Here is a 24,785-nt window from a genome sequence, read left to right as displayed (position 1 = left end):
CGTGCCGACACCCGCACAGGCCGCCGGGTTTCCTGAGTTCTCCTCAGGCAGAGCGCGATCATCCGGCTCCAAACGGTTCGCGAGTGTCAGGGTGCACCCCTCAGGGCGCCGTTGCGCGCGGTGATGAAGTCCGCCGCGGAATCTTGCGTGCACGCAAGAAAGTCGCGCCCGACCGCAACACATCGCGGGATCCTGCGACCTAGCCTTGAAGCAGCGGTCGACCGGCCGCGTCACGACCACGCGAGGCCGCATCCGCGGCCCACAACCGGGGAACGGAGGTTCACATGTCGAATGTCACGATCGACGCCATCATCGGCGAACCCGAGGTCCTCGAAGACGAGGTCACACGCGAGCAGATCGCGCTGGCGCACGACGTGGAGGCCGATTCCGCCTGGCTCACGCTCAAGGGCTCGGCGACGCGCCTGCAGGGCCTGCAGGCGAAGGACGGGTCGGTGCCCGAGGAGGGCGACACGCCAGAGGCATCCGCCCTCGTCGACGCCATCGCCGAGTCGATCGAGGCGCTCGCGCCGCGGTTCCCGCACGAGGCGACATACCTTGCGGCATCCGTGAAGGATTTCCGCCGTTGGCAGGCCGAGGGATTCGGCGTGCCCGACTTCCTCGACTCGCTCGTCGAGTTCCAGCCGCAGCGCCACCGCGTCGACGGCATCCGTCACCTCGTCGTGTTCCCCATGTACACGCAGAACGGCTCGAGTGATCGGCACGTCGAGGCGCTCGTCGTCGAGACGATCTGGCCGGAGTTCATCGCCGCCCTCGAGGCGGGCGACTACGGCAACGAGCTGTTCGTGTCGCTCCGGCTCGTGGACTTCACGCCGGGCTACGACACCAACTCGGCCGTGCTGTTCCCCGAGACGGTGGCGATGCGCGAGATCCCGACCTTCACGTGGGGCGCGATCTTCCAGGATCGCGAAGCGGCGCGCTACCGCAGGGTCGTGCGAGCGGCATCCGGCATCACGAAGCTCGAGCTTCCGGACGACGCGGCCGCGCTGCTCCACGACCAGCAGCTCGCCGAGCGCACCTTCGTGATGTGGGACATCATCCACGACCGCACGCACATGCGCGGCGACCTGCCGTTCGACCCCTTCATGATCAAGCAGCGGATGCCGTACTTCCTCTACTCGCTCGAGGAACTGCGCTGCGACCTCACGGCGTTCCGCGAGGCCGTGAAGATCGAGCGGAGCCTTCGCGCGCGGACTAATGCCGGCACGCCGCTCCCGGAGGTCGAGGCGCAGCTTCTCGAGCACGCGAAGCTCGTGCAGTACTCGGTCATCTTCGACCGGATCTTCCGGTTCGCGATCACGGGCTCGCGGGCACGCAACTACGACGGGCTGGGCGGCCAGCTGCTGTTCGCGTGGCTGCACCAGAAGCACGCCCTCGAATGGACCGACGTGCAACTGAGCTTCGCGTGGGATTCCGTGCCCGACGCGGTCGTGGAGCTCGGGGATGCGATCGACGAGCTGTACTGGAAGTCGATCGACCGCCCGAAGACGGTGCACTGGCTCGCGGCGTACGACCTCGTGCGCAGCGTGCTGACCCCGAACCCCGCATCTGTGTGGGCGCAGGGCCTGCCCCGCGAGGTGCTCGCCGGACCGCCCAAGGGCTACACCGACCTGGTGATGGACGACGAGTTCCCGCTGTCGATGTTCTACGAAGCGCTCGACAGGAAGATGAAGCCGGTCATCGAGTCGACGGTCGGCATCACGGGCACGACGGAGGACTGACGTGTCGGTCGAGGGGCGCACCGTGCTGATCGCGGGTGCGACGAGCGCGTCGGGCCGGGCGGTCGCGCGTGCGCTCCTCGACGCCGGCGCGCGCGTCGTCGCGGTCGGCAGCGACCAGGGACGCATCGACGCGCTCGAGTCCGAGCTCCCGGGCGTCATCGGCGAGCGTGCCGACCTCACCGACGGCGACGACGTGCTCGAGCTCGCCATGCGCGTGCACGCTCGCGTCGGCGACGTCGACGGCGTCGTGCAACTCGTCGGCGGCTGGCGCGGCGGCGGCGGCATCGCCGACCAGACCGAGGAGGACTATCGCGTGCTCGAACGCTCCTTCAGCGCGCTCCGCCACGTGAGCCGGGCCTTCTGGGACGACCTCGTCGCCTCGCCGGCCGGCCGCATCGCGATCGTGTCATCGACGACGGTCGCGGCACCGACCGCCGGGGCGGCCAATTACACGGCCGTCAAGGCGGCGGGCGAGTCCTGGATGCAGTCGCTCGCCCACGGCTTCGCCGCCCTTCGGCAGACTCGGCGACCAGGCGATGCTCAGGGATCGGGAGGGGGAGCGGCCGCGGTGACGTTCCGGGTGAGCTCACTCTCGGGCCTGGAGGATCGGCTCGCGGCATCCGTCGTCGACCTCTGGCTGGCGGATGCCTCGACCATCAACGGCTCGGTCACAGAACTCGCCGGCGACCGAGCGTGAGCGGCATCGTCAGCGCTTGCCGCCCGTGATCTGCACGGCGCGGCCCCAGCATCCGGCATCCTGCCAGCGGTAGTCGTCGCCCGTGCCCGTGTCCCCGTTCAGCGCGAGCTGCCACGCGGCGAGTTCGTCGGGCGTGAGGTCGGCCGGCATCGCGGGGAACCGGTTCGAAGTGTCGGCGCCCGGGTTCCACCACTCCCAGTACAGGTACTCCTGCCCGGCGTCGGCCATGCAGTCGCGCACGACCTGCTGGAACGCGAGCCACCGCTTCTGCTCGTCGGGAGTCGGCGCCGTCACGGGCGCGCCCGACTCGGAATCGATCTCGTCGGACGGTTCATCCTCGGATGGCTCGTCGTCGGGGCCGGGCGTCGTCGGCGGCGAACTCGCCGGCGGCGCCGTCGGCGGGGTCGGGCCGGCCGACGCCCCGGGTGCGTCGGGCACGGTTCCGTCGGCGACCGCCTGACCGGCATCATCGACCGGAGCACCGGCAGCCGGCACGTCGGCATCGTGTGCCTCGACGTCGTAGACGTCAGGGCCCGTCGTCACCGGGGCGGGGTAGCGGGCGTCGTAGAAGACGGGGGCGCCGGTCGTCGCGGCCGCGGCGCCGACGAAGACGGCCGCCACGAGGGCGGCGGTGACGCCGAGGCCCAGCAGGAGCACCTTCTGCATGGTGCCTCCTCCCCGCACCGGCGGCCGCTCCACGACCGCGTGTGTGCCCGACATGCTATCCACGATCGTCACCCGCGGAAAGCGTCACATCGCCAGCGTGACGAAACCGTCACACGGACGGCAGCGAGGCATCCGACTCCGGCTCGTCGCCGGGCGTCGGCTCACCGGGCGTCGGCGCGGACGGTGTGACCTCGCGAGCCGTGTCGGCGGGGGGCTTCTGTGCTCGACTGAGGAGCACGAACGGCGTGGCGACCGCCGCGATGACGCCGCTCCAGAGCATCGAGGCGCCGTAGCCGCCGAGGTCGGCCGAGCGGCCGAGGATCGGCTGGAACACGGCGCCGCCTGCGCTGCCGAGCAGCGAGTCGAACGACAGCACCGTGGCCCGCTGCTTCGACGGGATCATGTCATTGAGGTAGGCCCGGTGCACGGGGTCGTCGATCGACGACGCGATGCCCCACGCGGCGACGAGCGCGATCGCGACCCAGAAGTTCGTCGTGAACGCGAGCGCGACGAGCACGACGGCGCTCGACACCGTGGCGAGCAGGATGGCCGACGTGCGCTTGCGGAACAATCGACGCACGTACGGCGCGAGCAGCCCGCCCACGATGCCCGCCCCCGAGAGGAGGGCGGCCGCGAGTCCCGCGATCGAGTACGCCCCCTCGTCGCCCCAGAGTTCGAGCAGGTAGGGCTGCAGCGCGTAGAAGACGTAGAAGCCGACCCCGGTGATGAACGGCGTGGTGAGCATCAGCCAGCGCACCGGCGGATTGCCGAGGCCGTACCGGACCGAGGCCCGCAGCACGTTGCTCGTTGCCTTGATCGGCCCGGCGCCACGCTCGGGCGTGAACCCGAGATCGCGCATGAGCAGCGCCGCGACGACGAGCATGAGCACGAGCACGCCGGCCCTGAGGAGGAACGGCACCCCGAGATCGGTGAGCTGTGCCACGACGCCGCCGAGCACGGACCCGGCGAGCATGGCCGAGCTCCCCACGATCATGGCGCGGCCGAACACGGCTTCGAGGCTCCCACGGTATTCGGTCGCGTGGAGCGCATCGACGAGCCACGCGTCGACGGCCCCCGAGAAGAAGGTGAACCCGAGCCCGAGGAGGACCGACACGATCGCCCACGCCCAGAAGGGGGATTCCCACACCCAGAGGAGCCAGTAGAGCACGGTCGTCACGGCGAGGGTGATCGTGCCGAGCAGGTACGAGGCGCGGCGGCCGAGCGTGTCGGCGACGACGCCGGTGGGGATCTCGAAGAGGAACATGCCGGCGCTGAAGAACGCGTTGGCGGCGAACGCCTCGAGGTTACTGAGCCCCGCGTCGAGGAGGAACAGCGTGTTGATGCCCCAGATGAACGAGGCCGCGAGCGTGTTGCCCAGCGTCAGCGTGTAGTACACGCCCTGCACTCTCCCCGCGGTGGGGACGCGTCGTGCTGCGGCGCTCACGGAAGCCTCGAGCGGGTCACCCGATCATCTTGCTCCCGGCCACCGTCACCGGCAACGGATTCCGCCGATCCGGGCTCGTTGACCGGGCTCGTCGACCGGCCTCGGCGCCGACCGATAGCCTCGCGGCATGCTGCGATTCCTGATCCGCATCGCCTTCTCCCTCGTCACCTCCGCGCTCGGACTGCTGCTCGCGATGTGGATCCTGCCCGGCTTCCACATCGAGTGGGGCGGCTTCCTGGTGGCGATCCTCGTGTTCACGATCGCGCAGGCCGTGCTCGCGACGCTCATCGTATGGATCGTCACGGCGCTCGGCGCGTGGCTCCTGCCGCTCGTCTTCCTGAAGCGACGCGCGGGCGACCGCGCGAACGCCGCCTGACGTCGACGGATACCGCGGCGGCGCGCCCGGAATCCCCTCACGACTCGGAGGCTCCGCGGGCCCTTCGTCCCGCGGCCGCCGCTCGAACGGGTGTCGACTGGGTGCGAAATCCAAACGAGTGGAGGTCGACATGACCGGGTTCTGGGATCTGTTCTGGTGGTTCTTCTGGGTGTACGTCTTCGTGGCGTACCTGATGGTGCTGATCTCGGTCTTCGTCGACGTCTTCCGCGACCACGACCTGAACGGGTGGGCGAAGGCCGTGTGGGTCGTCGCACTCGTGTTCCTCCCATTCATCACCGCGCTGGTGTATCTCATCGCGCGTGGGCGGGGGATGTCGGAGCGTTCGGGCCGCAGAGGACAGGAGTTGCACACCGCGCAGGACGACTACATCCGCGAGGTCGCGGGCGCGAGCCCGACCGACGAGATCGCGAAGGCGAAGTCGCTGCTCGACGCCGGAACCATCAGCCAGGGCGAGTACGACCTCCTGAAGTCGAAGGCGCTCGCTCGCTGACGTGGGCGGATGCCGCGGCACCGCGCCGCGGCATCCTTCGGTGCCGGCCATCCGATCACGACCCGCACGGATTCGGTGTTCGGATCCGTGCGGGTCAGCATGCTTGACGCCCGATCGCCCACGCGATCGACCCCGCACACCGAAGGACCGGTCGAGATCGATGCTCGCTTCGATCCTGCCCCGGGCACGCCTCGGATCGGTCATCGCCCACGCCCTGTCGATGTTCGGCGGAAGCCGGCCGTGGCGCGAGTGACCCCGAGCGCCGGTTCGATCAGTCGAGCTCGCGAAGCACCGCGGTGCGCTCGCTCGGGGCGGTGTCGCCCGTGTTGACCGTGCCCTGCGGCTCGATGAGGATCGCCGACACCTCGCCGTCGGCGCGCGGGCAATGCTCGACGCCGCGCGGCACGACGTAGACATCCCCCGGCCCGAGCACGACGTCGCCGCCGTCCTCATCGCGCAGCTGGATCACCAGCTCGCCCGAGACGACGAGGAACAGCTCGTCGGTCTCGGGATGGCTGTGCCAGATGAACTCGCCCTGCAGCTTGACGACCCTGACGTCGTAGTCGTTGACGGTCGCGAGCCGGCGCGGTTGCCAGTGGTCGGTGAACGAGTCGAGGGCCGTCTGCAGGTTCCGCATGTGATTCGCCATGTACCGATCATCGCGGATTCCGCCGCGGTCGGCATGCGAGTCGCAGGAGGATCTCCGAACGAGCAAGGGGTTGACGCGGCATCCGCTCGCTCGTATATTTAAGGAAATCATTGATTAAGGAGTTGCTTACGTGACTGGCGCCGACGACGAGCTGAGTCTCGTCTTCCACGCACTCGCCGACCCGACCAGGCGCGCGATCCTCTCGCGCCTGCACGGCGGGCCGACGACGGTCGGCGAGCTGGCCGAGCCGTTCGCGATGAGCCGCCCCGCGATCTCGCAGCACCTCAAGGTGCTCGAGCGCGCCGGGCTCATCGAGCGCACCACCACCGCGCAGTGGCGAACCTGCACGCTGCGCACGGAGCCGCTGGACGAGGCATCCGAGTGGGTGGAACGGCACCGCGGCGAATGGAACGAGCGCTTCGACCTGCTCGACGAGCACCTCTGCCGGATGAAGGGGACGTCATGACCGACCAGCGAACGCCGGTGACCGCAACCACCGACACGCAGACCGCGCAGTTCACCATCACGCGCATCTTCGACGCGCCCCGCGAGCTGGTCTGGCACGCTTGGACCGAGCGGGCGGATGCCTCGGAATGGTGGCACCCGCGCGGCATCTCGATCAAGCCCGGCAGCCTCGCCGTCGACGCACGGGTCGGCGGACGTTACGCCGACACCATGGTGAACGACGTCGACGGGTCCGAGTACCCGACCGCGGGTGTCTACCGTGAGGTCGTCGAGCCCGAGCGGCTCGTGTTCGCGTGGGCATCGCCCGGCGACGACGACGCGACCGCCCCGGTCATCACCGTGACCCTGCGCGAGCTCGCCGGAGGGCGAACCGAGATGCTGTTCCACCTGCTCGGCTGGGAGGGTCGTCCGGGCGACGAGAACGTCTACGACGGCTGGGACTCCGCGTTCGACCTGCTCGCGGAGCACCTCGCGGGGGGAGTGACGCCATGACCGGCCGCCTCACCGTCGAGCAGATCGTGAGCGTCGACGGGTACGCGGCCGAGCCCGACGGCGGCATCCGGTTCATGCAGGCAGCTGAGACGGGCGACCCGAACGACGCCGACCAGCTCGCGTTCCTCGAGCACGTCGACGCCATCCTCCTCGGCGCCGACACCTATCGCATGTTCGCCGACTACTGGCCGGCCGCCGACCCGGCGGTCGAAGCGGTCGCCGAGCCGATCAACCGCCTGCCGAAGTTCGTGGTGTCGAATGCGCTGACGGATGCCCCGTGGGGCGAGGGTTCGGTCGAGATCCTCCGCGGCGACGGCGCCGACTCGGCCGCCGCGCTCAAGGAGCGGTTCGACGGCATCGTCGTGTGGGGCAGCCTGACCCTCGCCGACGCGCTCTTCGAAGCCGGGCTCGTCGACGAGTTGCGCCTTCGCGTGCTGCCCGTGCTCATTGGGGCGGGCCGCTCGTTCACCCCGGCGGATCTCGGCGAGCGCCGTCTCGACCTCGACCGCGTCGTGTCGCTCCCGAGCGGCGTCGTCAGCCTCCGCTACGTCGTGCGCTGAGCCGGTGCGCCGCCGGATGCCTCGATCGGGGCATCCGTCGGCGGCTCACCCGGCCCGGCCCCTTGGAACTCCGCCGACAGCACGCGGTAGGAGCGCGTGTGAAGGCGACGAGGGCGAGGGCCACGAGCACGAGCCCGCTGAATTCGACGGCTCCGCGTGGGAGCCGATCGAGGATCGGGGCGGGGTATCCGAGCCGCTCCGCCAGCGCACGCCCCACCTCGAAGTGGTACTGGCCGCCTGGGTCCTCGGCCACCGCACGATACATCTCCTTCACTCGCACCCCGAGGTCCACGACGTCGACCGTCGTCCCGCTCATCGTCATCACCGTCCTCCGAGAACCCACGCGGATGCTCACACGACCTCGAGGGTGGTCTCCACGGGGATCGGGTTGACGAGGCAATCCAGCACCGGCGATGTCGCCTGGACGTACCGGCTCAGCTCGTCGAGTTCCTCTGTCGTCACGTTGGAGCTCGAGACGATGCCCCTGGCCCGGATCTTCGTGAACCCCGGACGTTGTCCTTCCAGCCCCAGGAACCGCCGCACGTCGAGGTCGCCCTCGATCTCGTAGTCCAGGCGGGCGATCTCGATCCCCCGGGCGGCAGCGTTCGCGACGTTTCCGACGGCGTAGCAGTACGCGAGTGCCTGGAGGGTCAGCTCCACGGCGTTCAGGCCGTGGTTCGAGCCGAGCAGCACGGGCGGCTCGTCGCCATCGAGGACGAACGGCGCCGTTCGTCCTCGATGGTCGCGACCAGCCGGTCGACGTCGACTCCGTTGCGGGCCGTCATGGTGGTCATGGTCCGTCCTCCTCGTCTGCATCGTGGTCATCTCGAGCCTGCGCGTCGGCGGTGGCTCCCGCATCGGGAGCGGCTACCCAGGTGAGAGCGTCGGAGTACCCATCCGACGGACCGGGCCGGGCGCGGGAAATGGGAGGATGGTCCGGTGAACCAGCTCCACGACACGGCCGTCCGCGGCTTCGCCTCCGACAACTACTCCGGCGTGCACCCCGAGGTGCTCGCCGCGATCACCACCGCGAACGGCGGGCACCAGGTCGCCTACGGCGAGGACGTCTACACCGAGCGACTGCAGGAGGTCTTCGCGCACCACTTCGGCGCGGGTGTCGAGGTGTTCCCCGTGTTCAACGGAACGGGAGCGAACGTCACCGGCCTGCAGTCCATGCTGCCCCGCTGGGGCGCCGTCATCAGCGCATCGACGGCGCACATCAACTCCGACGAGGGCGGCGCCCCGGAACGCGTGGGCGGCATCAAGCTGCTCACCGTGCCCACGCCCGACGGCAAGCTCACGCCCGAGCTCATCGACCGGGAGGCGTGGGGCTGGGGCGACGAGCACCGGGCGCAGCCGCTCGTGGTCGCGATCACGCAGACCACCGAGCTCGGCACCGCGTACTCCGTCGAGGAGGTGCGGGCGATCTCCGAGCACGTGCACCGGCACGGCATGAAGCTGTACATGGACGGCGCGCGGCTCTCGAACGCGGCGGCCTCGCTCGGCCTCCCGCTGCGCGACTTCACGCGCGACGCGGGCGTCGACGTGCTGAGCTTCGGCGGTACCAAGAACGGAGCCCTCGGCGGCGAGGCCATCGTGGTCCTGAACCCCGAGGCATCCGTCGGGCTCAAGTACCTGCGCAAGCTCAACATGCAGCTGGCCTCGAAGATGCGCTTCGTCTCGGCGCAGCTCATCGCGCTGCTCGAGGGCGACCTGTACCTGCGCAACGCGTCGCACGCGAACGCGATGGCGCGGCGCCTGCGCGACGCCCTCGACGCGGGCATCGCGGCGGGCGACTTGCCCGGCCTCGGGTTCACGCAGGAGACGCAGTCCAACGGCGTGTTCGCGACCCTGCCCCCGGGCGTCGCCGATCGCCTGCGCGAGCGGTTCCGGTTCTACGACTGGAACGCCGCGCGCGGCGAAGTGCGCTGGATGTGCTCATTCGACACGAGCGAGGACGACATCGACGCGTTCGTCGCGGCCATCCGCGAGGAGCTCGCGCGCGCATAGCGGCAGGGCGAGCGGCCCGCGCTCCGGCTCGGTTGATCGCCGCGCTCAACCGGCCGGCGTGAGCCGCATGATCCAGTTGGTCGACCAACTGCTGCCGCCGTCGTCGGAGAACGACTGACGCCATTCGGGCGCCCGCGGGTCGTCGCTGCGCCACTCGAAGCGCACCCGAACGTCGCGGCCGCCGATCACGTCGTCGCACTCGAAAGTGCCGTGCGTGCCGTCGAAGGCGCCCTCGACGGGCACGTCGAGCTTGCCGGGGGTGGAGTCGAGCTCCACCAGATCGACCAGCGCTCGGTGGCCGGGCCGAAGAGGCGCAGCGTGAAGCCCTCGAACGGATCGCCGTCGGGCGGGTCGAGCACGGTCATGCGGTCGATATGCCCGTATCCGTGCAGGATCGGGAACACCTCGCTGGTCGCTTCGAACTCCACCCACTCGTCGCAGGTCGGATCGGTGGTGTCGCGCAGCTTGGCGTTGTGCACGTTCCACCTGCCGTAGACGAAGTCGAAGTCGTGCGCGCCCGTCGCGGTCATGCGTCGATCATGGCGGCGGCCACCGACACGCGATCGCCGGGGCGGTCCGGGACGAACGTCGCGAACGAGGGCGGCGGGCGCCGGCGTCAGGCACGAGCGGCCGGTTCCCCCATCTCGTCGGCGATCGTCGACGCCCACGCGTCGATCGCGTCCCACTCGCGGAAGTCGCCCTCGGGCAGGATGTCGCGGACGGCCGGCATCCACGCGACGATGCGGTCGACACCGCGGATCTCGTCGTGTTGATAGGCGCCGCGGAACACCTGCGTCCCTCGCGGGTGCACGAGTTCGCGGTACTCCGCGAACTGCTTGGGCTCGGCCCCCTTCAGCACGTCGTTGCCGTCCTTGTCGACCTTCTCCGTTCCGAGCGGGCCGCTCGAGAACAGCCAGGTCGGCGTCGCGGTGAGCACCTCGGCATTGCGTTCGACGAACTTCCTGGCACTCCTGCGCCAGTTGAACTCGTACGCCGCCGAGCCGACGACGTAGGCGTCGTAGCCAGATGCCTCGTGCACGTCCTTGCACCTCATGACGTCGACCTCGAGCCCTCGCTTCCGCAGCCCCTCGCCGAGCCGTCGTGCGATGCCCTCCGTCGCGCCGTACTTGCTCGCATACGCGACCAGCACCTTCATCGTGTCTCCCCCTTCGTCGATGCGCTCTCCCCAGATGCCGCACGCTACGCCGAGGGGGTTCTGGACGGAGTGACGAAGGTCCCGCTGCCGCCGGTGCACGTGCCCTCGAACGCCACTCATGGAATATGCATGTGCATGGAATACGTTGGATGAAGCGGGACGACGGAGCCCCGACATCCGTTCCTCTCGCACGAAAGCAGCATCCGCATGTCCACTTCGACCCCCCTCGCCTCGCGCCGCGCCGAGACCGACGCCCCGCTCATCACGCCGCTCGTCGAGCGCTGGAGCCCACGCGCGTACGACCCGTCCGCCGAGATCGATCCCGAGGTCGTGCGCACGATCCTCGAGGCGGCCCGCTGGGCGCCGTCGGCGAACAACGCCCAGCCCTGGCGCTTCATCGTCGCCCGCCGCGGGACCGATGCGTTCGCGACCGTGCACGACGCGCTGAACGGTTGGAACCAGGCGTGGGCCGACTCCGCCGCGCTCCTCATCGTCAATCTCGCCGAGGTCGTCGATCCCGACGGCCGCCCCCGCCGCTGGGCGCGGTACGACCTGGGCCAGGCCGTCGCGCATCTCACCATCCAAGCGCAGCACGAGGGGCTGCACACGCACCAGATGGGCGGGTTCGACGGAGCGCGGCTCCGCGACGCGTTCGGCCTCGACGAGCACCTCGAGGCCGTGTCGGTCACGGCGATCGGGGTGCTCGGCGACGCGGACGTGCTGCCCGAGCCCCTTCGCGAGCGCGAGGTCGCCCCGCGCCGACGCAGGCCGCTCGACGAGCTCGTGCTCGCGGGCGCGTAGAGCTCGGACACGACGAAGGGGCGGATGCCGCAACTGCGCCATCCGCCCCTCGCGTCGGTTTCAGCCGGTCAGCGGACCGGCCTCACCGACTCATCGGCCGACCAAGTCAGCCGATCAGCCGCCGACGGCAGCGAGCGCGTTGATGATGCCCGCGCCGTAGAAGCCGTTCGACTCGGTGGTGCCCTCGCACGTGTGCGTCGCCGTCACAGTGCTGCCGTTCGGCAGGATCCGGGTGTAGGTGTACGCCGCGGGGTCGGGGCAGGCCTTCGCCGTGGCGGACTCGAGCAGCACGCCCTCCACCTCGGCCGCGTCGAGCGTGAGCCCGCCGCGCTGACGCTCGCCGTAGGCGCTCACGATGAGCGCCGCGACGCCGGCCGCGTGCGGCGAAGCCATCGACGTGCCCTGCAGGTACTGGTAGTACGCGCACTCCTTGCCGTTCACGTCGCAGCTCTTGACCGCCCACGGCACGACCACACCGCCGTTCTCGTCGATCGCCCCCTCGGCCGCGGCGAGGGCCGCCGGGTAGGCGGCGAGGATGCCGGCCTTGTAGTCGCGCTTCAAGTCGGCCGTGTCGTACACGTCGCCACCGGGCGCCGCGACATCCACGAACCCGTTGCCGTAGTCCGAGTAATACGACTTGCGTTCCGAGATGCCGGTGCTCGAGACCGTGATCACGCCGTCACCCTCGCTCGGCATCGAGATGCACGACTCGGGATCGAGCAGGTCGCGCACGTAGGCGACCTCGCCGGGGACGCTCGCGAAGTCGGGGCTCGACGCGTCGGAGAGCACCTTGGTGTAGTCGCTCGCGCCGTTGCCGGCCGCCGCGACGAGCGTCACGCCGTTCGCACGGGCGAAGTCGAGCGCGCGCTGCATGGCGGTGATGATCGTCTGCTGCTCTGCCTGGTCCTCGGCGCTGTCGGCCGGGTGGTCGATGCAGTTGAACAGCCACGGGTCGACGTAGTAGCTCATGTTCACCACGTCGATGCCGTTCTCGCCGGCGTACGTGAGCGCGTCGACCGAGGCTTGCAGGAAGAAGTACCCCGAGTCCTGACCCGCGCGGAGGTTCACCAGGGTGACCTCGGGCGCGACACCCGCGATGCCGATGCCGTTGATCGGCGAGCCGATGGTCGAGGCGACATGCGTGCCGTGGCCGTTCTCGTCGACATCGGCGGGGTCCTCGCAGGACTGGTCGGGCTCTTCCGCACAGTCACCGTCGATGGAGGCGCCGTTCGCGTCGACCGGGATGTCGACCGTGAAGTTGCGGCTGAGGTGCTTGTCGAAGTTCGGCTTGATGTCGGGGTGGCTGCCGTCGACACCGGTGTCGATGATTCCGACCGTGACCTTCTTGTCGCCGCGTTCGACGGCGTACGAGCCGTCGACGGTGGCGTCGATCTGCTGCATGTCCCACTGCAGGTCGGCGAGCGGCTCGGCGCCCTTCACGGGCTTGCCCGGGTCGTTCGGCTTGCCGAGGGCGGCCGCCTCCTCGGGCGTCACGCGCGTCTCGCGCTCGACAGCGTCCTCGCGCAGCTTCTGCTTGGCCGCGGTGTCGTCGGGAACGCCGCCGACCACGCGGTTCTGCGCGGTGCCCTCGATCACGGACTGATCGGCGGCCTGGTCGGCGAACTCCGCGTCGGTCGTGACGACGGTGGCGACGCCGATCGCGGTGTTCGCGCTCAGGATGGTGCCGCCCGCAGCCTCGACGGCGGCCTGCGCCTCGGCCGATGACGTGCCCTCGGCGAACAGCACGACGTACTGGTCCTCGCCCTCGTTGGGGGCGGCGGATGCGGCGATCGCGGATCCGGCTGCCAAGCCGGTGACGGCCAGTGCGAACACTGCCGTCGTGGCGATGGATCTCATCACTCTCATGGAGTTGGATGTCCCTTCTTCCAGATGGCACCCGAATGATGGTGCTCACTCGCGCCATGCTGGCAGAGGCGGGATCGGAACGGAAGGGTCTCCTCCGAATGTCGCGGATGTCGCGAATGTCGCAGATTCTGCGGCGCTGCGTCGGGGCATGCGCCCGGGGCATCCACCCCGGGGCATCCGCTCGGCCCCGCAGCCGGTTACGGCCGCAGAAGCACCTTGACGGCGCGTCGCTCGTCCATCGCGGCGTACGCCTCGGCCGCCTCGGCGAGCGGCAGCTCGAGGTCGAACACGCGCCCCGGCTGGATCGCGCCCGAGAGCACGTCGGGCAGCAGCTCCTCGATGTAGCCCCGCACCGGTGCGACGCCGCCGTTCACGCCGATGTTGCGGTTGAAGAGCGGCCGCACGGGGAGCTCGGGCCCGCCGTTCGGCGCCCCGACGTACCCGACCATGCCGCCGGGACGGGTGGAGCGGATCGCCTGGTCCATCGACTCCTTGGTGCCGACGCACTCGAGCACCCGGTCGGCGCCGATACCGTGGGTCAGTTCCTGCACGGCCTTGATGCCAACCTCGCCGCGCTCGGCGACGATGTGGGTCGCGCCGAAGTCGCGCGCGAGGGCCTGGCGCTCCGGATGCCGAGACATCGCGATGATGGTCGTCGCGCCGAGTCGGCGCGCCGCGATGATCGCGCACAGGCCGACGGCGCCGTCGCCCACGACCGCAACCGAGTCGCCGGGGCCGACACCCGCTGAGACGGCGGCGTGGTGACCCGTGCCCATCACGTCGGAGAGGGTGAGGAGCCCGGGCACCTGGTCGTCGGCGACCTCGCCGGGCACGGCGACGAGCGTGCCGTCCGCGAGGGGCACACGTACGCGCTCGCCCTGGCCGCCGTCGGCGAAGCCGCCGAGCCGGTCGTCGCTGCCCCACCAGCCGCCGTGCAGGCACGAGGTGCTCACGCCGTTGCGGCAGTTGATGCACGAGTTGTCGCACACGTAGAACGGCGCGATGACGAAGTCGCCGACCCCGATGCGCTCGACGTCGTCGCCCACCTCCTCGACGACGCCGACGAACTCGTGCCCGATGCGGTGCGGCTCGCGCGTCGGCGTGATGCCGCGATACGGCCACAGGTCGGAGCCGCACACGCACGACGCCACGACGCGTACGATCGCGTCGCCGCCGGTCGACAGCTCGGGGTCGGGCACGGATTCGACGCGGATGTCGCGGGCGGCGTGGATGACGGTGGCGAGCATGTTCTCGAGGGTACGCGCGCGCCCCACGCGGTGCGTGTCGGCAACCGGCTCAGTGCAGTACGGCCGTCCTCGCAGATTCGCCCACAAGCCGAATGTCGACCGATGGCCGACAAGAACCGCAGCATCGCCTTGACAAATAATCTCGAATGTGGATCGCGTACAATCCGCTCGTTTCCCGGCTAGTATCGGCACCGTGCACAAATACTTCTCGAATGGCGAACAAGTTCGGATCTCGCCGTGAGCAACAGGTATGAACTGCCGCCGGTCGATTTCGGATCCGATCTCGTTCGCTATGCCTTCGAAATCGAGCGTCTCCGCGGCAACCTCGGCGGTGGCACGACGCCCGCACGCACGCTCACCGAACTCCACGCCCTCTTCCGTGTCGTGATGAGCGTGATCTCCGCCCGGATCGAGGGCAATCGCACCACGGTCTATGACGCACTGGCAGACATCCCGGCGGTCGCGTCCGGGCGCCCCGCGACATCGGATTCACTGCGGGAGATCACCAATATCCTCGCCGGCATCGATTTCATCGACACCACCGATCCTGCACGGCCGCTGACTCACGTCCTCATCCGGGAGCTGCATCGCATCACGGTGGACGGACTGCACCGTGAGGGAGACCGTACGCCGGGCGAGTATCGCGCCAACGAGGTCTCGATCAACGGTTCCGCCCATACGCCGCCATCGCACGTGTACGTCCACGCGGAGATGTCGGAGCTGCTCGACTTCGCGAATCGTGACATGCCAACGCACGAACAGATGCTCCATGCGGCGATCGCTCACCACCGGTTCGTCTGGATCCACCCGTTCACCAACGGCAACGGGCGCGTGTCACGCCTGTTCACGTACGCGATGTTGCGTCGAAACGGCTTCGACTCGGTCCCCGGCTACCGTGCCGTGAATCCGACGGCGGTGTTCGGCAACGATCGCGACGGCTACTATGCGGCATTGGAAGCCGCGGACGATCTTTCGCCGACCGGGACGGTTGCGTGGTGCGAGTTCTTCGTGCGCGGCCTGCGCCACGACCTCGAGCGTCTCGTGCAGATGCAGGACTTCGCGTTCGTCATGGACGAGCTCATCGACCCGGCTATCGACCGCCTCACCACGAGTGGAGCGGCGACCGCCGCCGAGAGCGCCGCTCTGAAAATCGCCGTGCGTCACGGCGTCGTGAAGGCGGGCGATCTGGAACCTGCGCTGCCCGGGAGCCCGTCGCAACGCTCCGTGACGATCCGATCGCTCGTCGAGCGCGGCATTCTGGTGCACGACGAACGCGGCCCGCGCTTCTACCGGGTCTCGCTCGCCAGGGCACCGCTCGGCCAGTTCGTCATTCGACAGCTCGACGCGCTCGGGTACCTGCCCCGTATCCTCAAGGACGACGAACCGAGTGGGCCGGCCTGACGGACGGACCGGCGGCGACGGACCGCAGGTTTGCGATGTCGGAGGCCTCCGGCAGGATGCTCTGGTGACCGGTATCAAGACCTTCTGGAGCGCGCTTCCCACCGAGGGCCGATGGCTGCTGTCGACGGTCGCGATCCAGACGCTCGGCCGCGGGCTGACCCTGCCGTTCACCATCATCTACCTGCATGAGGTGCGGGGCTTCGATCTCGGGCTGTCGGGCGCATTGATGAGCCTGATCGCGATCACCGGCCTGGCCGTGACCGGCCCGGGCGGCACGCTCATCGACCGGTTCGGCGCCCGCAAGGTGCTGCTCACCGGGCTGGCGGCGATGATCGCCGGCTGCACCCTGCTCGCGTTCGCGACCCACCCCGCGGTCGCGGCGGTCGCGCTCGTGCTCATCGGCGTGAACTTCGGCGTGTCATGGCCCGGATTCAACGCGCTGGTCGCGGCCGTGGTCGAGGGTGACCTGCGTCAGCGCTACTTCGGCGTCAACTTCGCGCTCGTGAACCTCGGCATCGGCATTGGCGGCATCATCGGCGGGTTCTACGTCGATGTGCACTCCCCCGAGACGTTCACCGCGATCTTCCTCGTCGACGCGATCAGCTGCCTCGTACCGGCGGCGCTGCTGCTGGGTCCGCTCCGGCACGTGCGTACCCAGGCGGAGCCCAGCAACGAGGCGCCGGCGGCCGGAACCTACCGCGAGATCCTCCGACAGCCGGCGGTGCTGTGGCTGACCCTGCTCACGTTCATCGCGATGTTCATCGGCTACGGCCAGATGGAGGCCGGATTCCCGGCCTACGCGCGGCAGGTGGCCGAGGTCTCGACCCGGGTGGTCGGCCTCGCGTTCGCCGTCAACACCGCGGTGATCGTGCTGCTCCAGTTCACGGTGCTGAACCGCATCAGCGGCCGCCGCCGCACCCGCGTCATGTGGGTGATGGCGCTGGTGTGGGCGGGATCATGGCTGATCCTGGGCGGTGCCGGGCTGCTGCCCGATTCGGTGGCGACCGCGATCGGCGTCCTGGCGTTCATGGGCGTCTTCGCGTTCGGCGAGACCCTGCTGCAACCCACCGTGCCCGCGATCTACAACGACCTCGCCTCCGACCACAACCGCGGTCGGTACAACGCCATCAACGCGGCGGCCTTCCAGGTGGGCGCGATCACCGGCCCGATCGCCGCGGGACTCCTCCTCGGCCAGGGCCTCGACGCGATCTACATCATGGTCATGGTCGTCGGATGCCTCGGCATCGGCGTGCTGGCCACGGCGCTCGAGCGCCGCATCCCGGCCAGCGCGAACGGCGTGGTGGCCGAAGAGACGTCGAGCCGACCGCGGGCGGCCTCCTCCACCCACGAGGTGTAGCGGCGGCTCCTCCTCGACCGCACGAGTTCCCCCGCCCGGTGCCGCGGGTGCTGCGGGTTCACGCACGGCGTTCCCCCACGTTTCCGTTCGCGCGCAGTGTCTCCATCGGAAGGGCGACGCAGCGCGCGAACGGAAACGTGGGGCGCACCCTCACACGTGCGGCACGAACTCCTGCCACGCGAGCCGCTTCTCGCGCCGCGGGTCGAGTTCCACGTGGTCGACGCGGTCGAACACGAGCGTCCGCCGCCCGGCCTCGTCGTACCGCGGCCACTCCGACCCGGGAGTGCCGGATGCCGCGAACGAGGTCCAGTGCCGTTGCATCCGTCGCCCGATCTCGCGGTACATCCGCCGCCCGCCGAGCAGCGTGACCCCGGCCCCGGTGAGCGTGTCGAACTTCTCGAACAGGGCGAAGAGCTCGAGACCGTGCGTCGCGTCGAGGCCGAGCAGCCGCGGCATCCGAGGCGCCGCATCGAATCGGTAGAAGTACGTCGGGGCGTAGCGCGAATGGCGCTCGCCGACCTTCACGGAGGGGAACCAGAACGTGAAATCGCCGCCGAAGTCGGCCGCCGGGCGCCGCTCTGGCAGCCCCGGATACTGCCGCTTGATCGCCTTGCGCGCCTTCTTGCGGGTGTTCGCGAAGATGGCGCGGATGCGCGGCTTCGTGGTCGGGAGGATGCCGATGCGGCCCTCGAACAACGAACCCTCGCGGTCGTTCGTGCCGATGATGAGCGGCACCCGGTGCGCGAGCCCGTCGCGGAACGCGTCGAGCGGTCGGTGGGGAAGGAATTCGCCGTCGATGACGGGAGCGAGGCTGATGGTGCCCGGGTGCTCGTCGGGGGTGCGGACGCTGAGCGCGGTCGTCGCCGCGGCGAGCACCGTCGGGTGGGCCGCTCGCAGCATGACCGCGGCATCCTCGGGGGATTCGCTCTCGAGGTCGTCGTCGTCGACGATGCGGCTGAGCATGCGTACGTACTCCCCCGCCCACTCGGCGGCCACCTCGGGCAGGTATACGGCGTTCGCGGGCGAGCTCTGTGCGATCGCGCGGGCGATGAGCCCCTCGGCCGCGGGCACCGTGAGCAGCGTCGTGACCGAGTTCGCGCCCGACGACTCGCCGAAGAGCGTCACGTTGCCGGGGTCGCCCCCGAACGCGCGGATGTTGCGGCGTACCCACTCGAGGGCGGCCACCTGGTCTTGCAGGCCGAGGTTGACGTCGAACGGATGCCGCGGCGTCGAGTACGCCCGGAAGTCGAGCCAGCCGAGCGCACCGAGCCGGTAGTTGAGGCTCACGTACACGACCCCGTGCTGCCGCACGAGGCGCTCGCCCTGTCGCGGATACTCGCCCGACGAGCCGACGCTGTACGCGCCGCCGTGGATGAAGACCATGACCGGGCGGCCGTGGGCCGGGGCATCGGCCTCGTCGGGCGCGATCACGTTGAGGTTCAGGCAGTCCTCGCTGCGCACCAGCCGTGGATTGGCGCCGATGAACTGGCCCCGACGCAGTTGCGGGGCGACCGGGCCGAAGTCGGCGGCATCGCGCACGCCGTCCCATCCGGGCGAAGGCTCCGGCGCCCGGAACCGGCGGGCGCCGCCGGTGTCGGCCGCGTACGGGATGCCCCGCCACATCCGCACCCCCCGACGACGGATGCCCCGCACGGCGCCCTCCGCGGTCTCCACGAGGAGGGCGTCAGGGCGCGTACCGCTCAGCACCATGTAGGCGACCCTACGCCCGCGAGGTGAACGCACGGAATCGACGGGCTCGCGGCATACGTCATCCCCTGTTTCCGTTCCCGCGCCGCGTCACCCGCCCGATGGCAACGCCGCGCGCGAACGGCAACGTGGGGCGGAGGGACTACTCGATGATCTCGGCGTCGATGACATCCTCGACGGCGCCGCCGCCCTCGCCGCCGGCCGCGACGCCGTCGGCGCGCGCGACGGTGAGCGACTCGCCGTCGGCGCCGAGGTCGACCTTCACCGTGTCGCCGTCGCGGATGTCGCCCGTGAGCAGTGCCCGCGCGAGGCGGTCGTCGATCTCGTGCTGCATGAGGCGGCGCAGCGGACGAGCGCCGTAGAGCGGGTCGTAGCCGCGCTCGGCGAGCCAGGCCCGCGCGTCGGGCGTGACCCCGAGCTGCAGGCGCCGGTCGTGGAGCCGCACCGACAGCCGGTCGATGTACAGGTTGACGATCTCGCCGAGCTCCTCCTCGCTGAGCGCCGAGAACACGACGATGTCGTCGAGGCGGTTCACGAACTCGGGCTTGAACGACTGCCGCACGGTCTGCAGCACGGCCTGCTCCTTCTCGTCCCACGAGAGCGACGGGTCGATGAGGAACTGCGACCCGAGGTTGGACGTGAGGATGAGGATCGTGTTGCGGAAGTCGACGGTGCGGCCCTGGCCGTCGGTGAGCCGGCCGTCGTCGAGCACCTGCAGCAGCACGTCGAAGACCTCGGGGTGCGCCTTCTCGACCTCGTCGAAGAGCACCACCGAGTACGGGCGCCGCCGCACGGCCTCGGTGAGCTGGCCGCCCTGGTCGTACCCGACGTATCCGGGAGGGGCGCCGAGGAGCCGGGAGACGGAGAACTTCTCGCCGTACTCCGACATGTCGATGCGCACCATGGCGTGCTCGTCGTCGAAGAGGAACTCGGCGAGCGCCTTCGCGAGCTCGGTCTTGCCGACGCCCGTGGGGCCGAGGAAGAGGAACGAGCCCGTCGGACGGTTCGCGTCGCTGATGCCGGCGCGCGAACGGCGCACCGCGTCGGCGACCGCGCGGACGGCCCGCTTCTGGCCGATCAGGCGCTTGCCGAGCTCCGCCTCGAGCTGCAGGAGCTTCTCGGTCTCGCCCTGCATGAGCTTGCCGACGGGGATGCCCGTCCACGCCGAGATGACCGCGGCGATGTCCTCCTCGGTGACCTGTTCGTTGACCATGCGGGTCTCGTCGGGCACCTCCTCGGCGCGTTCGGCCTCGGCGAGGTCGCGTTCGAGCTGCTTGATGGTCTCGTACTCGAGCTTCGACGCCCGCTGGTAGTCGGCCTCGCGCATGGCGCGGTCGCGCTCGGTGACCGCCTCGTCGAGCTTCTTCTTCAGCTCGCCGACGCGGTTCAGCCCCATGCGCTCGCGAGCCCAGCGCGCCTCGAGCTCGGCGAGCTCGCGCTCCTGCTCCACGAGCGTCTCGCGCAGCTTCGCGAGCCGCTCCTTCGACGCCTGGTCCTTCTCGCGCTTGAGGGCGAGCTCCTCGAGCTTCAGCCGATCGACCTGGCGCTTCAGCTGGTCGATCTCCACAGGGCTGGAGTCGATCTCCATCTTGAGCCGGCTCATGGCCTCGTCGATGAGGTCGATGGCCTTGTCGGGCAGTTGGCGGGCCGTGATGTAGCGGTTCGACAGGGATGCCGCGGCGACGAGCGCGGCATCCGAGATCGTGACCCCGTGATGCGCCTCGTACCGACCCTTGAGGCCACGCAGGATCGCGACGGTGTCTTCGACTGACGGCTCGCCGACGTACACCTGCTGGAACCGGCGCTCGAGCGCGGCGTCCTTCTCGATGTACTCGCGGTACTCGTTGAGCGTCGTCGCGCCGATGAGGTGCAGCTCGCCGCGGGCGAGCATGGGCTTCAGCATGTTGGATGCCGCGACCGAGCCCTCTCCGCCGCCCGCGCCCATGAGCAGGTGCAGCTCGTCGACGAACGTGATGATGGCGCCCTCGGCGTCGTTGATCTCCTTGAGCACGGCCTTCAGTCGTTCCTCGAACTGGCCGCGATACATCGCGCCGGCCACCAGCGCCGAGATGTCGAGCGAGACGAGCTGCTTGTTCTTCAGCGACTCGGCGACGTCGCCCGCGACGATGCGCTGCGCGAGCCCCTCGACGACCGCGGTCTTGCCGACGCCGGGCTCGCCGATGAGCACGGGGTTGTTCTTCGTGCGGCGCGTGAGCACCTGGCTGACGCGCCGGATCTCGGCGTCGCGCCCGATCACGGGGTCGAGCTTGCCCGCCTTCGCGAGGTCGGTGAGGTTCATCCCGTACTGTTCGAGCGCCGATTGCTGCTCCTCCTGCGAGCTCGGCGCACCCTGCATGTTGGCCATCGGCATCCCTTCGTCAAAATTGAGTCTACTAGGCTCAACTTTGAATGGGAGGGTGAATATTCCGGATGTCCCGCCGTGCTCGTCCCCCCGACGTTCACGGTAGACGGATGCCGCAGCCGCCGCCAGCGCACGGAATGCGACAGAGCGGCATCCGTGTTGTGATGAGGGGATACGGCGAAAGAGGATGCGCATGCCACTGGTGGGAGAGTACGAGCCGAGCATATCGGAATGGGCTCGGGTCCAGGCCGAGACCTTCGAGGCGTCGAACGGCGACGAGGCCAACACGTTGCGGGGTCGCCCCATCATCGTGATGACGTCGAAGGGCGCGAAGACGGGCAAGCTCCGCAAGACGGCCCTCATGCGCGTGGAGCACGACGGTCAATACGCCGTCGTCGCCTCGAGGGGCGGCTCGCCCGCGCATCCGACCTGGTACTGGAACCTCAAGAAGCATTCGCACGTCGAACTGCAGGACGGCGCCGAGAAGCACGACTACGAGGCGCGGGAACTCGAGGGCGAGGAGCGCGGGATCTGGTGGCGCCGTGCCAACGAGACGTGGCCGTCGTACGACGAGTACCAGACCAAGACAGGCCGGCAGATCCCGGTCTTCCTCCTCACCCGCATCTCCTTCTGAGCACCGGCACCGCGATGCCGCTGACGCATCCGGTCGTGCTCGCCCTGCCGTTCACGGAGCGGTGGCTCGTGCAGAACAGTCCGGCCCGGCGCGTGCCGAGCCATGGCACCGACCTCTTCGGCGGGCGGTACGCCACCGACTTCGTCGGCGTCGACGAACGCCGGCGCACAGCGGGGGAGCGGGACTGGGGCACCCTGTTCGGCACCGAGCCGCCCGAGCGGTTCTTCGCATTCGGCCGCCCGATCCTGGCGCCGGCCGATGGTGTGGTCGTCGCAGTGCACGATGGCGAACCCGACCATGAGGCCCGCCGGTCGCAGCTTGCCCTCGTCGGGTACATGCTCGGCCAGGCCCAGCGGGCGCGGCGGGGCGTCGGCGCCATCGCCGGCAACCACGTCATCATCGCGTTGCGCGACGGCAGCGCGTTCGTCGCACTCGTACACCTGCGGAAGGGATCGTTGCGGGTCGCCGTCGGCGATGCCGTGACCACCGGGCAGCAGGTCGGCTCGTGCGGCAACTCGGGCAACTCGACGCAGCCGCACGTGCACGTGCAGGTCATGGACGGCCCCGATCCATCGGTCGCGCGAGGCGTGCCGATGGCGTTCCGGAACTACCGCGAGTGGCCGGCGGCCGGGGTCGGACCCCGAACGGTCGAGTCAGGCATCCCCGGCGAGGGCGCGGTCGTCGAGCCGCTCTGAGTCACCACCTCTCAGAGCCACCGCATGGTGAATGCACGCGCGAGCAGCGCGCGCAGCGGCGGGACCCCGAGCACATGCACGCCCGCGTTCCGGATGCGCAACCTCGTGCCCGAGGCGGGCGCACCCATCGCCATGTTGAAGGCCGCCTGCCGCAGGGCGCGACGGGCCGATGCGCGCCGCAGCCGGTCGTAGGCGTCGAACGCCTCGAACGGCGCACCCGCCTGAAGTGCGAGCGCGAGATCGTGGTCGAGGCGCATCGCATCCATCCAGCCGAGGTTCATGCCCTGACCGCCGATCGGGCTGACCTCGTGGGCCGCGTCGCCCGCGAGCGCGACGCGGCCTCGCGACATCCGCTCGGCGAGGTGCTGTCGCGCCTCGAACGCGCTCGGCTCGGCCGCGACGGATGCGTCGAACTCGCCGCCCGTGCGCGAGCGCACGATCGTCGCGAGGTACTCGGGCTCGAGCTTCGCGGGCGGGCGCCGCACCCAGGCGACCCAACGGCGCAGGCCGCCGGGCATCGGGAACGACTCCACGACCCCAGCCGGCTCGAAATGCAGCAGCGCCGAGGCGGGAGCCCCAGTGTCGTCGCGCGTGTCGCCCATCACGTAGTGCGCCCGTCCGCGCCGCGCACGCCAGCCGATGCCGAGCTGCCCTCGGATGCCGCTGCGAACGCCGTCGGCCGCGACCGCGTACCACGCCCCCACCGCGACCGGCTCGCCGCCCGCGTCGCCCGTGACCTCCACGTGCGTGCCGCGGTCGTGGATGGCGTGCACCTCCACCCCGCGGCGCAGCGCCCCCGGGCGCAGCTCCTCGAGCCGCCGTTCGAGCATCGCCTCCGTATCGAGTTGCGGCAGCGACAGCACGGTGCCCGCGCGCCGGAACGACATCGCCCCGAGCACGCGGCCCCGGCACGTCACGCGCCCGTCGACGATCTCGACGGCCTGCGCCCTCGCCTCCTCGACCAGGCCGGCCAGCGCGAGCGCCTTGAGCCCCGGCGGATGGATGCCGATCGCGCGAGACCGGCCCGAGCGCGCCGAGCGCCGCTCGAGCACGACCGCGTCGATGCCGCGGCGGGCGAGGAGGCATCCGAGCAGCAGGCCGACGGGCCCACCGCCCACGATGACGACGTCGTGCCGCGGCTCAGCCACTCGCACCCCAGATCACTTCGAGCCGGGATGGGAACCCGCGTCGCACGCGCCAGCCGGCGGGCAGGACCGCCCGAAGTTCGGCCGCGGTGTGGCTGCGCCGGATCGACGTGAGCCCGTCGGCGCGGATGAAGGTGTCGGCCAGCAGGTTGCCCGCGAAGGGCAGCGTGCCGATCCCGAACAGCGCGTAGCCCAGGCGCGACCGCTCGATGTCGCCATGCACGGCGAGTCCCCCGCCGGCCGCGAGCCGCTCGGACTCGGCGAGGAGCGCCCCCAGCTCCCGCCCGTCGAGATGGTGCAGCACGTGGTTCGAGGTCACGACGTCGAACCGTTCGCCCGCGTCGGCGAGCTCGCGGCTCGTGACCTGGCGCAGCACGAGTCCGGGCACGGGCGGACGGCGGCGAGCCCACGCGATGGCGCGCTCGTCGGGATCGATGGCGGTCACCTCGAGGCGCAACCCGTCGGCCCGCGCCCAGGCGAGCATCGCCTGCGGCAGGTCGCTCCCGCCCGTGCCGATGTCGAGCACGCGGCGGGTCTCGATGGGCGACAGTCGCGGCCGGATCCAGCGCCGGTACACGGCGCGAGGGTTCGACACCACCGCGTTCACGAGGCGGAACCGGCCGTACGTGCGCTCCAGCATGTCGAGGTCGGCGCCCGGGTCGTCCATGAGCTCGACCGCGGCATCGTCGCGCCGCCCGAGGAACCGCCCAGTGTTTCCGTTCGCGCGGTGCGTCTGCCGGAACGGCGACGCACCGCGCGAACGGAAACATGCGGCGAGAGCGCGACAGCGGCACACTCACTCAGG

The 24,785-nt window shown here is 70.0% G+C and carries 28 protein-coding genes; 13 read left to right on the top strand and 15 right to left on the bottom strand.

Annotated elements, in window-relative coordinates; translation table 11 throughout:
- Window positions 1-284: 284 nt before the first annotated feature.
- Complete coding sequence (locus IEX31_RS09825) at window positions 285-1,739, top strand: DUF6421 family protein (protein WP_188743256.1); 1,455 nt, start codon at window positions 285-287, stop codon at window positions 1,737-1,739.
- 1 nt (window position 1,740) lies between these two features.
- Window positions 1,741-2,436, top strand: coding sequence for an SDR family NAD(P)-dependent oxidoreductase (locus IEX31_RS09820; protein WP_229662247.1), 696 nt, complete (start codon window positions 1,741-1,743; stop codon window positions 2,434-2,436).
- A 9-nt stretch (window positions 2,437-2,445) separates the two neighbouring features.
- Here the strand turns inward: IEX31_RS09820 and IEX31_RS09815 are convergent, their stop codons facing one another.
- Both IEX31_RS09815 and IEX31_RS09810 read right to left on the bottom strand, forming a co-directional pair.
- Complete coding sequence (locus IEX31_RS09815; RefSeq protein WP_188743255.1) at window positions 2,446-3,102, bottom strand: hypothetical protein; 657 nt, start codon at window positions 3,100-3,102, stop codon at window positions 2,446-2,448.
- A gap of 109 nt (window positions 3,103-3,211) precedes the next feature.
- On the bottom strand, window positions 3,212-4,507 hold the full coding sequence (locus IEX31_RS09810; RefSeq protein WP_229662257.1) for an MFS transporter: 1,296 nt from the start codon (window positions 4,505-4,507) through the stop codon (window positions 3,212-3,214).
- A gap of 166 nt (window positions 4,508-4,673) precedes the next feature.
- On the opposite strand from IEX31_RS09810, the gene IEX31_RS09805 reads away from it, so the two are divergent.
- A complete protein-coding gene (locus IEX31_RS09805; protein ID WP_188743253.1) occupies window positions 4,674-4,922 on the top strand; it encodes a hypothetical protein in 249 nt (82 codons plus the stop codon).
- A gap of 130 nt (window positions 4,923-5,052) precedes the next feature.
- Entirely contained in the window at window positions 5,053-5,433 is a 381-nt protein-coding gene (locus IEX31_RS09800; RefSeq protein ID WP_188743252.1) for an SHOCT domain-containing protein, read from the top strand.
- Window positions 5,434-5,704: 271 nt separating this feature from the next.
- Here the strand turns inward: IEX31_RS09800 and IEX31_RS09795 are convergent, their stop codons facing one another.
- On the bottom strand, window positions 5,705-6,082 hold the full coding sequence (locus IEX31_RS09795; protein WP_188743251.1) for a cupin domain-containing protein: 378 nt from the start codon (window positions 6,080-6,082) through the stop codon (window positions 5,705-5,707).
- 130 nt (window positions 6,083-6,212) lie between these two features.
- On the opposite strand from IEX31_RS09795, the gene IEX31_RS09790 reads away from it, so the two are divergent.
- From IEX31_RS09790 to IEX31_RS09780, 3 genes are read left to right on the top strand one after another with little or no spacing between them, the layout of a single operon-like run.
- A complete protein-coding gene (locus IEX31_RS09790) occupies window positions 6,213-6,548 on the top strand; it encodes an ArsR/SmtB family transcription factor (protein WP_188743250.1) in 336 nt (111 codons plus the stop codon).
- Window positions 6,545-7,039: an SRPBCC family protein gene (locus IEX31_RS09785; RefSeq protein WP_188743249.1), complete on the top strand. Its 495-nt coding sequence runs from the start codon at window positions 6,545-6,547 to the stop codon at window positions 7,037-7,039. The genes IEX31_RS09790 and IEX31_RS09785 overlap by 4 nt, the downstream gene beginning before the upstream one ends.
- Window positions 7,036-7,599 carry a dihydrofolate reductase family protein gene (locus IEX31_RS09780; RefSeq protein ID WP_188743248.1) on the top strand — a complete coding sequence of 188 codons (564 nt, stop codon included), beginning with the start codon at window positions 7,036-7,038 and terminating at the stop codon, window positions 7,597-7,599. The genes IEX31_RS09785 and IEX31_RS09780 overlap by 4 nt, the downstream gene beginning before the upstream one ends.
- On the opposite strand, the gene IEX31_RS09775 is transcribed toward IEX31_RS09780, so the two are convergent.
- The 3 genes from IEX31_RS09775 to IEX31_RS19280 are packed head-to-tail and all read right to left on the bottom strand — an operon-like array spanning window position 7,574 to window position 8,393.
- Window positions 7,574-7,915 (bottom strand): hypothetical protein, encoded by a 342-nt coding sequence (locus IEX31_RS09775; protein WP_188743247.1) that lies wholly within the window; start codon window positions 7,913-7,915, stop codon window positions 7,574-7,576. The genes IEX31_RS09780 and IEX31_RS09775 overlap by 26 nt on opposite strands.
- A 35-nt stretch (window positions 7,916-7,950) precedes the next feature.
- Window positions 7,951-8,292 carry an OsmC family protein gene (locus IEX31_RS09770; protein WP_229662246.1) on the bottom strand — a complete coding sequence of 114 codons (342 nt, stop codon included), beginning with the start codon at window positions 8,290-8,292 and terminating at the stop codon, window positions 7,951-7,953.
- The gene (locus IEX31_RS19280) at window positions 8,265-8,393 is read right to left on the bottom strand and encodes a hypothetical protein (protein WP_268236977.1); all 129 of its coding nucleotides are present in this window, start codon (window positions 8,391-8,393) and stop codon (window positions 8,265-8,267) included. The genes IEX31_RS09770 and IEX31_RS19280 overlap by 28 nt, the downstream gene beginning before the upstream one ends.
- A gap of 145 nt (window positions 8,394-8,538) precedes the next feature.
- On the opposite strand from IEX31_RS19280, the gene IEX31_RS09765 reads away from it, so the two are divergent.
- Window positions 8,539-9,609 (top strand): threonine aldolase family protein, encoded by a 1,071-nt coding sequence (locus IEX31_RS09765; RefSeq protein ID WP_188743245.1) that lies wholly within the window; start codon window positions 8,539-8,541, stop codon window positions 9,607-9,609.
- A 45-nt stretch (window positions 9,610-9,654) separates the two neighbouring features.
- On the opposite strand, the gene IEX31_RS18850 is transcribed toward IEX31_RS09765, so the two are convergent.
- The 3 genes from IEX31_RS18850 to IEX31_RS09755 all read right to left on the bottom strand — a co-directional run bounded on the left by IEX31_RS18850 (window position 9,655) and on the right by IEX31_RS09755 (window position 10,765).
- A complete protein-coding gene (locus tag IEX31_RS18850; protein ID WP_229662245.1) occupies window positions 9,655-9,798 on the bottom strand; it encodes a hypothetical protein in 144 nt (47 codons plus the stop codon).
- Window positions 9,795-10,139, bottom strand: a complete 345-nt coding sequence (locus IEX31_RS09760) for a hypothetical protein (RefSeq protein ID WP_229662244.1) — start codon at window positions 10,137-10,139, stop codon at window positions 9,795-9,797. Before IEX31_RS09760 ends, IEX31_RS18850 begins: the two co-directional genes overlap by 4 nt.
- Before the next feature lie 86 nt (window positions 10,140-10,225).
- A complete protein-coding gene (locus IEX31_RS09755; protein ID WP_188743244.1) occupies window positions 10,226-10,765 on the bottom strand; it encodes a flavodoxin domain-containing protein in 540 nt (179 codons plus the stop codon).
- Window positions 10,766-10,972: 207 nt separating this feature from the next.
- On the opposite strand from IEX31_RS09755, the gene IEX31_RS09750 reads away from it, so the two are divergent.
- Window positions 10,973-11,566: a nitroreductase family protein gene (locus IEX31_RS09750; protein ID WP_188743243.1), complete on the top strand. Its 594-nt coding sequence runs from the start codon at window positions 10,973-10,975 to the stop codon at window positions 11,564-11,566.
- Between the two features lie 114 nt (window positions 11,567-11,680).
- On the opposite strand, the gene IEX31_RS09745 is transcribed toward IEX31_RS09750, so the two are convergent.
- Both IEX31_RS09745 and IEX31_RS09740 read right to left on the bottom strand, forming a co-directional pair.
- A complete protein-coding gene (locus IEX31_RS09745; RefSeq protein ID WP_188743242.1) occupies window positions 11,681-13,423 on the bottom strand; it encodes a S8 family peptidase in 1,743 nt (580 codons plus the stop codon).
- Window positions 13,424-13,629: 206 nt separating this feature from the next.
- A complete protein-coding gene (locus IEX31_RS09740) occupies window positions 13,630-14,679 on the bottom strand; it encodes a zinc-dependent alcohol dehydrogenase family protein (RefSeq protein WP_188743241.1) in 1,050 nt (349 codons plus the stop codon).
- 237 nt (window positions 14,680-14,916) lie between these two features.
- Between IEX31_RS09740 and IEX31_RS09735 the strand changes: the two genes are divergently transcribed.
- Both IEX31_RS09735 and IEX31_RS09730 read left to right on the top strand, forming a co-directional pair.
- Entirely contained in the window at window positions 14,917-16,080 is a 1,164-nt protein-coding gene (locus IEX31_RS09735; RefSeq protein ID WP_188743240.1) for a Fic family protein, read from the top strand.
- Between the two features lie 64 nt (window positions 16,081-16,144).
- Window positions 16,145-17,437, top strand: coding sequence for an MFS transporter (locus tag IEX31_RS09730; protein ID WP_229662243.1), 1,293 nt, complete (start codon window positions 16,145-16,147; stop codon window positions 17,435-17,437).
- Window positions 17,438-17,587: 150 nt separating this feature from the next.
- On the opposite strand, the gene IEX31_RS09725 is transcribed toward IEX31_RS09730, so the two are convergent.
- Window positions 17,588-19,147, bottom strand: a complete 1,560-nt coding sequence (locus IEX31_RS09725; protein WP_188743238.1) for a carboxylesterase/lipase family protein — start codon at window positions 19,145-19,147, stop codon at window positions 17,588-17,590.
- Between the two features lie 139 nt (window positions 19,148-19,286).
- Window positions 19,287-21,509 carry an ATP-dependent Clp protease ATP-binding subunit gene (locus tag IEX31_RS09720; RefSeq protein WP_188743237.1) on the bottom strand — a complete coding sequence of 741 codons (2,223 nt, stop codon included), beginning with the start codon at window positions 21,507-21,509 and terminating at the stop codon, window positions 19,287-19,289.
- A 190-nt stretch (window positions 21,510-21,699) separates the two neighbouring features.
- Between IEX31_RS09720 and IEX31_RS09715 the strand changes: the two genes are divergently transcribed.
- On the top strand, window positions 21,700-22,140 hold the full coding sequence (locus IEX31_RS09715; protein WP_188743236.1) for a nitroreductase family deazaflavin-dependent oxidoreductase: 441 nt from the start codon (window positions 21,700-21,702) through the stop codon (window positions 22,138-22,140).
- Window positions 22,141-22,154: 14 nt separating this feature from the next.
- Window positions 22,155-22,835, top strand: a complete 681-nt coding sequence (locus IEX31_RS09710) for a M23 family metallopeptidase (protein ID WP_188743235.1) — start codon at window positions 22,155-22,157, stop codon at window positions 22,833-22,835.
- Between the two features lie 11 nt (window positions 22,836-22,846).
- Here the strand turns inward: IEX31_RS09710 and IEX31_RS09705 are convergent, their stop codons facing one another.
- Entirely contained in the window at window positions 22,847-23,983 is a 1,137-nt protein-coding gene (locus tag IEX31_RS09705) for an FAD-dependent oxidoreductase (protein ID WP_188743234.1), read from the bottom strand.
- Window positions 23,976-24,776 carry a methyltransferase domain-containing protein gene (locus tag IEX31_RS09700; protein WP_268236976.1) on the bottom strand — a complete coding sequence of 267 codons (801 nt, stop codon included), beginning with the start codon at window positions 24,774-24,776 and terminating at the stop codon, window positions 23,976-23,978. Before IEX31_RS09700 ends, IEX31_RS09705 begins: the two co-directional genes overlap by 8 nt.
- Between the last annotated feature and the right edge of the window lie 9 nt (window positions 24,777-24,785).

This window comes from Agromyces bauzanensis, assembly GCF_014645655.1.
GTDB classification, from domain to species: Bacteria; Actinomycetota; Actinomycetes; order Actinomycetales; family Microbacteriaceae; genus Agromyces; species Agromyces bauzanensis.
The sequence above is the reverse complement of the archived record's forward strand: the minus strand, read 5'-3'. Positions and strand labels throughout refer to the sequence as shown.